The following is a 12,736-nucleotide window of genomic DNA, read 5'->3' on the forward strand; positions in this document are numbered from 1 at the left end:
AGCCGGGGCACCGCGCACGTGCCTCCAGTGTGCGTGGTGCCCCGAAGAATCCGTACGGAACGTACGAGAATCCGTACGGAACGTACGAACTACTTCAGGCCGGCGTACAGCGGGTGCTTGTCGGCCAGAGCGGACACCCGGGCCTTCAGGGACTCCGCGTCGTAGGCGGGCTTCAGCGCCTCGGCGATGATGTCCGCGACCTCGGCGAAGTCCTCGGTCCGGAAACCGCGGGTCGCCAGGGCGGGCGTACCGATGCGGAGGCCGGAGGTGACCATCGGCGGGCGCGGGTCGTTCGGGACGGCGTTGCGGTTGACCGTGATGCCGACCTCGTGGAGGCGGTCCTCGGCCTGCTGCCCGTCGAGTTCGGAGTGGCGCAGGTCGACGAGGACGAGGTGGACGTCCGTGCCGCCGGACAGTACCGAGACACCGGCCGAGGTGACGTCGTCCCGCATCAGGCGCTCGGCGAGGATCCGCGCGCCCTCCAGAGTCCGCCGCTGGCGCTCCTTGAACTCCTCCGAGGCCGCGACCTTGAAGGAGACGGCCTTGGCCGCGATCACGTGCTCCAGCGGACCGCCCTGCTGACCCGGGAAGACGGCCGAGTTGATCTTCTTGGCCAGTTCCGCCGTCGACAGGATCACGCCACCACGCGGACCGCCCAGCGTCTTGTGGGTGGTGGTCGTGACGACGTGGGCGTGCGGGACGGGGTTCGGGTGCAGCCCCGCCGCCACCAGGCCCGCGAAGTGCGCCATGTCCACCATCAGGTACGCGCCGACCTCGTCGGCGATCCGTCGGAAGGCCGCGAAGTCCAGCTGACGCGGGTACGCCGACCAGCCGGCCACGATCAGCTTCGGCTTGGACTCCTTGGCCAGCTTCTCGACCTCGGCCATGTCGACCTGGCCGGTCTCGTCGTCCACGTGGTACGCGACCACGTTGTAGAGCTTGCCGGAGAAGTTGATCTTCATGCCGTGGGTCAGGTGCCCGCCGTGGGCGAGGTTCAGGCCCATGATCGTGTCGCCTGGCTTGAGCAGCGCGAACATCGCGGCGGCGTTGGCCTGGGCGCCCGAGTGCGGCTGCACGTTGGCGTGTTCGGCGCCGAAGAGCTCCTTGATCCGCTCGATGGCGATCCGCTCGACGACGTCGACGTGCTCGCAGCCGCCGTAGTAGCGGCGGCCCGGGTAGCCCTCGGCGTACTTGTTGGTGAGGACCGAGCCCTGGGCCTCCATGACCGCGACCGGAGCGAAGTTCTCGGAGGCGATCATTTCCAGGGTGGACTGCTGACGGTTCAGCTCGGCGTCGACGGCGGCGGCGACGTCCGGGTCGAGTTCATGCAGGGGCTGGTTCAGAAGCGACATCAGTCAGGAGTCCTTCAGGAGCTGGAGTCGGAGCCGGAGAATTCGGTGTACTCGTCCGCGGAGAGCAGGTCCTTCGGCTCCTCGGCGGCGCGTACCTTGAACAGCCAGCCGCCCTCGAACGGGGCGGTGTTCACCAGTGCCGGGTCGTCCACGACGTCCTGGTTGATCTCGGTGATCTCACCGGTGACGGGCGAGTACAGATCGCTGACCGACTTCGTCGACTCCAGCTCGCCACAGGTCTCGCCTGCGGTGACCGTGTCGCCGACCTCGGGGAGCTGGACGTAGACGACGTCGCCGAGCGCGTTGGCCGCGAACTCGGTGATGCCGACCGTCGAGACGCCGTCCTCGGCGACCGACAGCCACTCGTGCTCCTTGCTGTAGCGCAGCTGCTGGGGGTTGCTCATGGCCTGAATTCTCCTGTACGCGGGGGAGTGCTGATGACAGTGCTTATGACGCGGAGGTCGGTGGTGAGCTGGGCGGATGTGCCCTGTGTCACTTCTGGCGCTTGTAGAACGGCAGCGCCACGACCTCGTACGGCTCGTGGCTGCCCCGGATGTCCACGCCGACGCCGGGCGTGCCGGGCGCGGAGTGCGCGGCGTCGACGTACGCCATCGCGATCGGCTTGCCGAGGGTCGGCGAGGGAGCGCCGGAGGTGATCTCGCCGATGACCTTGCCGTCGGCGACGACGTCGTATCCGGCGCGCGGGACGCGGCGGCCCTCGGCGATCAGGCCGACGAGGACGCGCGGCGGGTTCTTCGCGGCGCGGTCGGCGGCTTCGGCGAGCGCCTCGCGCCCCACGAAGTCGCCCTCCTTCTCGAACTTCACGACCCGGCCGAGCCCCGCGTCGAACGGCGTCAGCGAGGTGCTCAGCTCATGCCCGTACAGCGGCATGCCCGCCTCCAGACGCAGCGTGTCGCGGCAGGAGAGGCCGCACGGGACGAGCCCGACCGGGGTGCCCGCCTCGGTCAGCGCCCGCCACAGCTGCTCGGCGTCGGCCGGGGCGACGAACAACTCGAAGCCGTCCTCGCCGGTGTAGCCGGTGCGCGCGATCAGGGCAGGGACGCCGACGACCGTGCCGGGCAGGCCCGCGTAGTACTTGAGGCCGTCCAGGTCCGCGTCGGTCAGCGACTTCAGGATGCCGGGGGACTCGGGGCCCTGGACGGCGAGGAGGGCGTACGCCTCGCGGTCGTCCCGGACGTCGGCGTCGAAGCCCTCGGCACGCTCCACGAGCGCGTCGAGAACCACCTGGGCGTTGGAGGCGTTCGCGACCACCATGTATTCGGTGTCGGCGAGCCGGTACACGATCAGGTCGTCGAGGATGCCGCCGTCCTCGCGGCAGATCATGGTGTAGCGGGCGCGGCCCACCTTCACGCCCCCGATGTTGCCGACCAGCGCGAAGTCGAGCAGCGCGGTGGCCTGCGGCCCGGTGACCGTGATCTCGCCCATGTGGGAGAGGTCGAAGAGACCCGCCTTCGTACGTACGGCGATGTGCTCGTCGCGCTCCGAGCCGTACCGCAGGGGCATGTCCCAGCCGGCGAAGTCGGTCATCGTCGCGCCGAGCGAGCGATGCAGGGAATCGAGGGCGGTGCGGCGTGGTTCAACGGGCGTGTTACTGCTCATCGGTGGGGCTCCCAAGGCATGACGGCGAGGTCGTTCCTCCCCATCTGTCATCGAACCTGAGAGGTTCACCATGACCTGAAGGGTCGATGGTTTGCACCTTGGGTGGAGCCACCGGTCAGCGGCTCGCTTTTCAGATGTGCCTCGCCCGCGCGGTAACGGGGCCTGAGAGATTCAAGGGAGGGACTTGCTCCTTCGGCGCCCGGGAACCCGTACACGTGCGTGTACATGTCTCCGGAACTCTCCCGCGCGGATTCAAGCGGCCGGTATGCAGTTGGCGCGCACATCATTGCACGCATCGGACCGGCGCGGCAGGGGAGTCCTCCACAGGGGCCGCACAGTGTTCACAGGCGTCCACAGTGATCTGTGACGGGCCTGTGGCAGACCAAGAACAGAAACGAGGGGTCTCGCGCATTACCTTCTCTTTACACTCGACGGGGATGGGTCTCCCGACCCCAAGGGGAGGACAATCAGCGTGAACAGGACCACGGCGTACGCGACGAGTGCGGCAGTCGCACTGCCCGAGCAGCCCGCTGTCCCGACCAGGGAGGCGTGCGGCCCGCTCCCGGCGCCCGTCGTCCGCGATCTGCGGGAGCGCGCGGGACACAGTCCGCACGGCCTCCGCTTCGGCGCGGCCGACCTCGTCGTGGTCACGGGACTCCCGGGCAGCGGCAAGTCGACCCTGATGCGCCGCGCCGTGACGGGCGCCCGCATCGACTCGCAGGACACACGTGACCGCTGGGACCGCCGGATGCCGCGCTTTCTGCCGTACGCGGTCTACCGCCCCCTCGTGCGCCTCGCGCACTACACGGGACTGCGCCGCGCCCTGCGCTCCGGCGAGGGCGTCGTCGTGCACGACTGCGGCACACAGGCCTGGGTGCGCAACTGGATCGCCCGCGAGGCCAGGCGCAGGGGCGGCACCCTGCACCTGCTGCTGCTGGACGTCCCGCCGGACACGGCCTTGGACGGCCAGCGCGAGCGCGGCCGCGGCGTCTCGAGGTACGCCTTCGCCCGGCACCGCGCCGCGGTGGCCCGGCTGCTGCGCTCCGTCGAGAAGGGCGACCTGCCGGAGGGCTGCGGCTCGGCCGTGCTCATCGACCGGGCCGCGGCGGACGTGCTGCGGCGGATCGACTTCGGTGACTGAGCGCTCCGCTGGGTGAGGCGGTTTGACGCTGCGGGTCCGTTGTGGCTGGTCGCGCAGTTCCCCGCGCCCCTAAAGGAAGGCCTGCGGCCTCCTTTAGGGGCGCGGGAGCGCACCGGACTTCGGTAAGTGCGCTCAGGCGGGCGCTAGGGTTTTCCGCGCAGCGGTTGCTGCCGCGGCAGTGGTTTTCGAGCAGGTGGTAGAGGCAGATGGACATCCCGGCACAGGCGCACCCCCATCCGCACGTCGGCTGGCCCGCCAACGAGCTGGAGGAGGTGCTCGCCGCATCCCTCGGCATCCCCGATCCCGCAGGGCGCTCGGCGGGGGCCCGGATCGTGGAGGTCCTCGGGCGCAGTTTCCTCTGGGTGCCGCTGCCGAACGGCGGCGGCCCGCACAGCGGCCCGCTCGGCCTGCCCACCATGGAGCTCGACGGACAGGCGTACGTCCCGGTCTTCAGCTCGGCGCAGCAGTTCCGGCAGATCGTCGGCGACCACATGTCGTACACGATCGCGCCCGCCGTCGAGTTCGCACGCGGACTGCCGCCGCAGGTGGGCATCGCGGTGAACCCGGACGGCACGGTCGGCGTACCGCTGCCGCCGCCCGCCGTCGCCGAGCTGTGCCGGGCCGGGCGGACCGAGCTGGACGGTCCCGTGAGCGGCGGCCGGGTCCGGCTGTTCGAGCCCGACTGGCAGGAGGACCCGGTGGACTTCCTGGCCGCCGCGTCGTCCGAGTTCGCGGGCACCGGCGTCGTGCTCAGCGCCCGCCGCTGCCTCGCCGCCATCGAGACCGCCGACCCGGTCCTGTTCATCGGCGTGGAACTGACCTCGTGGGAGGCGGGTGCCCGAGCGCTTCCGCTCGACGCGCTGGGCCGGGCCCTGGGCCGAGCGCCGGTGAAGTGGCCGGTGAACACCGTCTTCCTGGACGCGGCGGCCCAGGATCCGGTATGCGCCTGGCTGCGGCAAAAGGTGCGCCCGTTCTACCAACAGGGCTACTAGAGCGGCGCGGGGAACTGCGCGCTCAGCCACATTCGACCCGCAGTCCGCGGAACTACATGGAGCCCCGAGCTCCAAACGGCTCTCCCAGCGGAGCGCCTAAGCTGGTTTCATATCCGGGTCAACTTCACGAAGGGGCGGTACAGGTGAGCGCCAGCGGCATCGCGGCCGGGCAGGTCGAGCACATGCTGCGCCAGGTGACGCCCGGGCGTTACGACGCCTACGAGGCGCTCCTGCGGGCGCTCGCCACGCCCTCGGCGGGCCAGGTCTGGATGCTGCTCTGGCACGGCCAGTCCGGCTCACCCGACGCCCAGTACGGGAACATGGAGGTCGAGGGCTTCAGTTACGCGCCCTGCGTGACCTCCGCGCAGGAGCTGTCGGCCAGTGGCTGGAACCGTTCGTACGAGGTCGTCGACGGCCTCGACGTGGCCCGCACCCTCTACCCCGACCACTACGGCCTGTGGCTCAACCCGCACGCGCCCGGCGGCGGCGTCGGCATCCCCTGGCTGGATCTGCGCCGCATCGCCACCGGCCTGGAGCGGCAGCCGGCGGGCCCTCTCCGGATGGCCGAGCCGGGCATCGAGCTCCCGCAGTTCTACGCCTTCCTCGCGCAGAACGCGCACCGCACCGCCGCCGTGCGCTCGCTGCGCCGCGCCTGGGTGCAGCCCGCACTCGGGGCGCCTTATCTGGCCATCGGCCTCGACGTGTACGACACGAGCCCGCCCGCCGTGGACTCGGTCCGGGCGATGATGCAGCAGTCCATCGGCGCCGTGCCGGACGGGCTGCCGGTGTCGACCGTCGCGATGTCCGACGAGTACGACCCGGTCGCCATGTGGATGCGGGCCAACGCGCGCCCGTTCTACGACCGCGAGGCCCACGCGGCACCCGCCCAGGCGCCTGTGGCGGGCGGTTACGGCTACCCGGACGCGTACTGAACCCGCGCTGAACCCGCGCTGAAACAGCGTCACTGAACCCGCCGCACCCAACCGCATTGCCACCCGGTCCCTTTCGGGTTTATTGTCCGGATCTACGCGGGTAAACGGAGCGTGTGACCCTTGCGTATCAACTGTCCCGTGTCCGCACCTCGTTACCCGCCGTTCGGATAACGGAACCCCCCAGACAGCATCACGTTTAGGCATCCATTCACCGCCAGGTCTGGCAACAGATCGCTGAACCGTTGAAGACTCCGGCTTCGGGGGTGTTCGCCCCTGTTGTACGACGGACTGATCACGCCGCTTACAAGCGGCATGTGGGGGCCGGCTACCGCCGGTTGAGAGGGGTCGCTGCCACAATGACGGCACCATTGCACGAGCCGACCGCGGAAGCGGCCCCGAGCGCTGCCGAGGAGGCGGTGCTCGCCGGCTCCGCCGAGGCGAAGGCGGTCCAGGGGCGTTCCCTCGGCCGGATCGCCTGGGAGCGCCTCAAGCGCGACAAGCTGGCCCTCACGGGCGGCATCGTGGTGCTCGTACTGATCGCGATCGCGCTGCTCGCACCAGTGATCACGGACCTGGTCGGGCAGGACCCCGAGACGCACCACGAGGACCTGATCGACCCCCTCTTCTCGACCCCCAAGGGGTCCTGGGGCGGCATCAGCGCGGACCACCCCTTCGGCGTCGAACCGGTCAACGGGCGTGACGTGTTCGCGCGGGTCGTCTACGGCGCCCGTATCTCGCTCCTGGTCGGCTTCCTGTCCGCCCTGGTCGCGGTCGTGCTCGGCACCGTTCTCGGTGTGCTCGCCGGCTACTTCGGCGGCTGGCTGGACGCGGTCATCAGCCGTGTGATGGACGGTCTGCTGGCGTTCCCGCAGCTGCTGTTCATCATCGCGCTGGTCTCGGTCATGCCGAACGAGATGCTGGGCCTCACCGGCACGGGCGTACGCCTCTTCGTGATGATCCTGGTGATCGGCTTCTTCGGCTGGCCCTATGTCGGACGCGTGGTGCGCGGCCAGACGCTCTCGCTGCGCGAGCGCGAGTACGTCGAGGCCGCCCGCAGTCTCGGGGCGGGGAGGCTGTACATCCTGTTCAAGGAGCTGCTGCCCAACCTCGTCGCGCCCATCATCGTGTACACGACGATGATGATCCCGACCAACATCCTCACCGAAGCGGCACTCAGCTTCCTGGGCGTGGGCGTGAAGCCGCCCACGGCCTCTTGGGGACAAATGCTCTCGAGCGCGATCGACTACTACGACTCGGACCCCATGTACATGGTGATCCCGGGCGTAGCGATCTTCATCACCGTGCTTGCCTTCAACCTTTTCGGCGACGGCGTGCGCGATGCGCTGGACCCGAAGGGGTCTCGCTGAACTGCCGTACCCCCAGGGCCCGTCACGTCGACGGGCCGCTACACACACGGAGGATCCGAGTGACTACCCAACGCACCACAGGGCGGCGTAAGCAGGCCGTGGCCGCCGCAGGCGTGGTCGCCGCGCTGCTGGCCACGGCGGCGTGCGGCGGCGGCAACGACGACAACGGTTCGGACGGCGGCGCAGCCGGCTTCGACGCCGCGAACAACAAGGTCGCGCAGGCGTCCGAGGCCAAGAAGGGCGGCGAGCTGAAGTTCGCCGGCGTCCAGGACGCCGACTCGTGGGACACCACGCGCGGTTACTACGGCTTCGCCTGGAACTTCATGCGGTACTACAGCCGCACTCTGGTGACCGGCAAGACGGAGCCCGGGGCCAAGGGCGCCGAGGTCACCCCCGACCTCGCCACCAGCACGGGGAAGATCACCAACGACGGCAAGACGTACACGTACACGCTGCGGGACGGGGTGACCTGGGAGGACGGCAAGCCGATCACCTCCAAGGACGTCAAGTACGGCATCGAGCGCGTGTGGGCACAGGACGTGCTGTCCGGCGGTCCCGTCTATCTGAAGGACATGCTCGACCCCAAGGGCGAGTACAAGGGCCCCTACAAGGACACGTCCCCGGACAAGCTGGGTCTCAAGGCGATCGAGACGCCGGACGACAAGACCATCGTCTTCAATCTCCCCGCGGCCAACTCGGACTTCGAGGACGTCCTCGCGATGGCCTCGGCGGCCCCGGTCCGCCAGGACAAGGACACCAAGTCGAAGTACGGCCTGAAGCCGTTCTCGTCCGGCCCGTACAAGTTCCAGTCGTACACGCCGAACAAGAAGCTGGTCCTGGTCCGCAACGAGAACTGGAAGCAGGCCTCGGACCCGGTCCGCAAGGCGTACCCGGACAAGATCTCGCTGACGCTGTTCACCAACGCCAATGACATGGACCAGCGTCTGATCAACGGCGACTACGACCTGGACATCAACCAGACCGGTATGTCCCCGCAGGGTCGCACCACCGCCCTGAAGGAGCACAAGGGCAATCTGGACAACCCGGTCTCCGGCTACATCCGCTACGCGGTGTTCCCGCAGAGCGTGAAGCCGTTCGACAACATCGAGTGCCGCAAGGCCGTGATCTACGGCGCCGACCACGAGTCGCTGCAGACCGCCCGCGGCGGCCCGGTCGCCGGTGGCGACATCGGCACCAACATGCTGCCGCCGTCCGTGCCGGGCGCCGAGGGCCAGAAGTACGACCCGTACGAGATGGCCGGTGCGAACAAGAAGGGCAACGTCGCCAAGGCCAAGGAAGCGCTGAAGGCCTGCGGCAAGCCGAACGGCTTCAAGACCACCATCGCGGTCCGCAACAACAAGCCGGTCGAGGTGGCCACCGCCGAGTCCCTTCAGGCGTCGCTGAAGAAGATCGGCATCGACGTCGAGATCGACCAGTACGACGGTGCGCAGAGCACGGGCATCATCGGCAGCCCCTCGAACGTGGTGAAGAAGGGCTACGGCATCATCATCATGGGCTGGGGTCCGGACTTCCCGACCGTCCAGGGCTACGGTCTGCCCCTGTGGAGCAGCAAGTACATCCTTGAGAGCGGCAACAACAACTTCGCCCTGATCAAGGACAAGGCCATCGACGGCCTCTTCGCCGACTACGTCACCGAGCTGGACGACGCGAAGAAGGAGCAGATCGCCTCGGAGATCAACCACAAGGTCATGGAGGGCGGCTACTACCTGCCCTTCGTCTTCGAGAAGTTCCTCAACTGGCGCAGCAACAACCTGGCGAACGTCTACACGACCGACAACTACAGCGGTCAGTACGACTTCGTGAACCTGGGTCTGAAGAAGTAAATCCGACCGGCGCACCCGCCATACGGCACGAAAGGCAGGTGAAGGCCGGCGCGGCGTGAACCGCGGGCCACCGGGAGACCTCCGGTGGCCCGCGGCCCCGCCGCCGGGCCGAGAGCAGTGCTCGCTTACCTCATCAGGCGGCTCTTCGCCGCCGCAGTGATGCTGGTGGTCATCATCCTGGTGGTCTTCTGCATCTTCTTCCTCGTCCCCCGGTGGGCGGGCGTGGACCCGGCCACGATGTTCGTCGGCAAGCAGGCCGACCCGGCGGCTCTCGAGGGCGTGCGCCAGAAGCTGGGCCTCGGCGATCCGATCCTCGTCCAGGTCTGGGAGTTCTTCAGGGGACTCTTCGTCGGACGCACGTACACGGGCGGCGGGGACGTCACTGAGTGCGGGGCGCCGTGCTTCGGCTACTCCTTCAAGAACGAGCAGGCCATCTGGCCGGTGCTCACCGACCGCTTCCCAGTGACCCTGGCCCTCGCGCTCGGTGCCGCCGTACTGTGGCTGATCTTCGGTGTCGCGGCGGGTGTGCTCTCCGCGCTCAAGCGCGGCTCCCTGTGGGACCGCGGAGCGATGGTCGTCGCCCTCGGCGGCGTCTCGCTCCCCATCTACTTCACCGGCCTGCTGTCGCTGGCGATCTTCAGCTACGGACTCGGCTGGATCGACGCCCAGTACGTCCCCATCGAGGAAAGCTTCACCGGCTGGCTGGGCGGCATGATCCTGCCCTGGATCACCCTCGCCTTCCTCTATGCGGCGATGTACGCCCGGATCACCAGAGCCACCATGCTGGAGATCATGGGCGAGGACTACATCCGCACCGCCCGCGCCAAGGGCCTGCGTGAGCCGGTTGTCATAGGCAAGCACGCCATGCGCTCCACCATGACGCCGATCCTGACCATGCTCGGCATGGACCTCGGCGCCCTGATCGGCGGCGCGATCCTGACCGAGACCACGTTCAGCCTGCCGGGCCTCGGCGCCGCCGTGCTCAAGGCGATCAGCGACAAGGACCTGCCCGTCATCCTGGGCGTCACGCTGATCACCTCGCTCGCGGTGATCGTCGCCAACCTCGTCGTGGACATTCTGTACGCCGTGATCGACCCCCGAGTGAGGCTCGCATGACCGAACTCAGCAAGAGTGGGGCGGCCGTGGGCGAGCCCGTCAAGGACTCGCCCGCCCCGTCCGCCTTCCTCGAAGTCCGCGACCTGAAGGTGCACTTCCCGACCGACGACGGCCTGGTCAAGTCCGTCGACGGGCTGAGCTTCTCGCTGGAGAAGGGCAAGACCCTCGGCATCGTGGGCGAGTCCGGCTCCGGCAAGTCGGTGACCTCGCTCGGCATCATGGGCCTGCACACCACCGGCCAGTACGGCAAGCGCAAGGCGCAGATCTCCGGCGAGATCTGGCTGGACGGCACGGAACTGCTCACCGCCGACCCCGACCACGTACGCAAGCTGCGCGGCCGCGAGATGGCGATGATCTTCCAGGACCCGCTGTCGGCGCTGCACCCGTACTACACGATCGGCCACCAGATCGTGGAGGCGTACCGCATCCACCACGACGTCGACAAGAAGACCGCGCGGCGGCGCGCGATCGAGATGCTCGACCGCGTGGGCATTCCGCAGCCGGACAAGCGGGTCGACGGCTACCCGCACGAGTTCTCCGGCGGGATGCGCCAGCGCGCGATGATCGCGATGTCGCTGGTCAACAACCCCGAGCTGCTCATCGCGGACGAGCCGACGACCGCCCTGGACGTGACCGTCCAGGCGCAGATCCTCGACCTCATCCGGGACCTGCAGAAGGAGTTCGGCTCCGCGGTCATCATCATCACCCACGACCTGGGCGTCGTCGCCGAGCTCTCCGACGACATCCTGGTGATGTACGGCGGCCGCTGCGTCGAGCGCGGCCCGGCCGAGAAGGTCTTCTACGAGCCCCGGCACCCCTACACCTGGGGCCTGCTGGGCTCGATGCCGCGCCTCGACCGTGAGCAGCAGGAGCGGCTCATCCCGGTCAAGGGCTCCCCGCCCTCGCTGATCAACATCCCGTCGGGCTGCGCCTTCAACCCGCGCTGCCCGTACGCGGACGTCCCCAAGGACAACGTCACCCGCACGGTCCGCCCCGAGCTGGCCGAGGTCGGCGGCCGGCACTGGGCCGCCTGCCATATGACGCAGGAGCAGCGGGAGCGTATCTGGACCGAAGAGATTGCGCCCAAGCTGTGAGTGAGAAACCCGAGGACGCGGCAGTGACCACATCCGCAGAGAGCGACGGCCCGGGCCCGAAGACGGCCCCGGGCGCGACCCTCACCAAGGACGCCGCCCCCGGCGAGACCCTGCTGAAGGTGACCGGGCTCCAGAAGCACTTCCCGATCCGCAAGGGCCTGCTCCAGCGGCAGGTCGGCGCGGTGCGGGCGGTGGACGGCATCGACTTCGAGGTGAAGTCCGGCGAGACCCTGGGCGTCGTCGGCGAGTCGGGCTGCGGCAAGTCGACGATGGGCCGGCTGATCACCCGGCTGCTCGAACCGACCGCGGGCACCGTGGAGTTCCAGGGACGGGACATCACGCACCTGGGCGTCAGCGGCATGCGCCCGATGCGCCGTGACGTCCAGATGATCTTCCAGGACCCGTACTCGTCGCTGAACCCGCGTCACACGATCGGCACCATCATCGGGGCCCCCTTCAAGCTCCAGGGCGTCACGCCCGAGGGCGGCATCAAGAAGGAGGTCCAGCGGCTGCTGGAGGTCGTCGGCCTCAACCCCGAGCACTACAACCGCTATCCGCACGAGTTCTCCGGCGGCCAGCGCCAGCGCATCGGCATCGCCCGTGCGCTCGCGCTCAGCCCGAAGCTGGTCGTGGCGGACGAGCCGGTCTCCGCCCTGGACGTGTCGATCCAGGCGCAGGTCGTGAACCTGCTGGACGACCTCCAGCAGGAGCTGGGCCTGACATACGTGATCATCGCGCACGACCTGTCCGTCGTACGCCATGTCTCGGACCGTATCGCGGTGATGTACCTCGGCAAGATCGTCGAGCTCGCGGACCGCGAGTCGCTCTACAAGGCGCCGATGCACCCGTACACCAAGGCGCTGATGTCGGCCGTGCCGATCCCGGACCCCCGGCGCCGGGCGGCCAAGAGCGAGCGCATCCTGCTCAAGGGCGATGTGCCCTCGCCGATCTCGCCGCCGAGCGGCTGCCGCTTCCACACCCGGTGCTGGAAGGCCACGCAGATCTGCACGACCGTCGAGCCGCCGCTCCTGGAGCTGAAGACCGGTCAGCAGGTGGCCTGCCACCACCCGGAGAACGCGGCGGACCAGGCACCGCAGGACACCGTGCTGCTGTCGGCGGCCAAGGAGGCGGTCGAGCTGGTGCCGGACGCGGTGGTGGCCGCGGACGCCGCCGAGAAGGCTCGGGCGGCGGCCACGGCCTCCGAGGAATCCGAGGCTCCCAAGGACTCCAAGGCCCCCAAGGAGTAGTTTCCGCACCATCACGGAAGCGGGAGAGCGC

Annotated in this window: 11 protein-coding genes and 2 riboswitches; of the genes, 8 read left to right on the top strand and 3 right to left on the bottom strand. The window is 68.8% G+C overall.

The window, feature by feature from the left end:
• Window positions 1–89: 89 nt before the first annotated feature.
• The 3 genes from glyA to gcvT all read right to left on the bottom strand — a co-directional run bounded on the left by glyA (window position 90) and on the right by gcvT (window position 2,972).
• Window positions 90–1,352: a serine hydroxymethyltransferase gene (glyA, locus tag G5C60_RS08355; RefSeq protein WP_165256321.1), complete on the bottom strand. Its 1,263-nt coding sequence runs from the start codon at window positions 1,350–1,352 to the stop codon at window positions 90–92.
• 14 nt (window positions 1,353–1,366) lie between these two features.
• Window positions 1,367–1,756 carry a glycine cleavage system protein GcvH gene (gene gcvH, locus G5C60_RS08360; RefSeq protein ID WP_165256323.1) on the bottom strand — a complete coding sequence of 130 codons (390 nt, stop codon included), beginning with the start codon at window positions 1,754–1,756 and terminating at the stop codon, window positions 1,367–1,369.
• Window positions 1,757–1,844: 88 nt separating this feature from the next.
• Window positions 1,845–2,972, bottom strand: coding sequence for a glycine cleavage system aminomethyltransferase GcvT (gene gcvT, locus G5C60_RS08365; protein WP_165256325.1), 1,128 nt, complete (start codon window positions 2,970–2,972; stop codon window positions 1,845–1,847).
• Window positions 2,973–3,006: 34 nt separating this feature from the next.
• A riboswitch (glycine riboswitch) is annotated at window positions 3,007–3,112 on the bottom strand.
• Window positions 3,113–3,227: riboswitch (glycine riboswitch) on the bottom strand.
• A gap of 217 nt (window positions 3,228–3,444) precedes the next feature.
• Between gcvT and G5C60_RS08370 the strand changes: the two genes are divergently transcribed.
• From G5C60_RS08370 to G5C60_RS08405, 8 genes are all read left to right on the top strand, one after another.
• Window positions 3,445–4,113 carry an AAA family ATPase gene (locus G5C60_RS08370; protein WP_338145738.1) on the top strand — a complete coding sequence of 223 codons (669 nt, stop codon included), beginning with the start codon at window positions 3,445–3,447 and terminating at the stop codon, window positions 4,111–4,113.
• 206 nt (window positions 4,114–4,319) lie between these two features.
• Window positions 4,320–5,105, top strand: coding sequence for an enhanced serine sensitivity protein SseB (locus tag G5C60_RS08375; RefSeq protein ID WP_165256327.1), 786 nt, complete (start codon window positions 4,320–4,322; stop codon window positions 5,103–5,105).
• Window positions 5,106–5,248: 143 nt separating this feature from the next.
• On the top strand, window positions 5,249–6,037 hold the full coding sequence (locus tag G5C60_RS08380; protein WP_165256329.1) for an enhanced serine sensitivity protein SseB C-terminal domain-containing protein: 789 nt from the start codon (window positions 5,249–5,251) through the stop codon (window positions 6,035–6,037).
• A gap of 356 nt (window positions 6,038–6,393) precedes the next feature.
• Window positions 6,394–7,404 (top strand): ABC transporter permease, encoded by a 1,011-nt coding sequence (locus G5C60_RS08385; protein WP_165256331.1) that lies wholly within the window; start codon window positions 6,394–6,396, stop codon window positions 7,402–7,404.
• Window positions 7,405–7,463: 59 nt separating this feature from the next.
• Entirely contained in the window at window positions 7,464–9,248 is a 1,785-nt protein-coding gene (locus G5C60_RS08390) for an ABC transporter substrate-binding protein (RefSeq protein WP_165256333.1), read from the top strand.
• 117 nt (window positions 9,249–9,365) lie between these two features.
• Window positions 9,366–10,364 (top strand): ABC transporter permease subunit, encoded by a 999-nt coding sequence (locus G5C60_RS08395; RefSeq protein WP_165256417.1) that lies wholly within the window; start codon window positions 9,366–9,368, stop codon window positions 10,362–10,364.
• Window positions 10,361–11,458: an ABC transporter ATP-binding protein gene (locus G5C60_RS08400; RefSeq protein ID WP_165256335.1), complete on the top strand. Its 1,098-nt coding sequence runs from the start codon at window positions 10,361–10,363 to the stop codon at window positions 11,456–11,458. The genes G5C60_RS08395 and G5C60_RS08400 overlap by 4 nt, the downstream gene beginning before the upstream one ends.
• A complete protein-coding gene (locus tag G5C60_RS08405) occupies window positions 11,455–12,705 on the top strand; it encodes an ABC transporter ATP-binding protein (RefSeq protein ID WP_165256337.1) in 1,251 nt (416 codons plus the stop codon). Before G5C60_RS08400 ends, G5C60_RS08405 begins: the two co-directional genes overlap by 4 nt.
• Window positions 12,706–12,736 lie beyond the last annotated feature (31 nt).

Source organism: Streptomyces scabichelini (assembly GCF_011045015.1).
Classification (GTDB): Bacteria; Actinomycetota; Actinomycetes; order Streptomycetales; family Streptomycetaceae; genus Streptomyces; species Streptomyces scabichelini.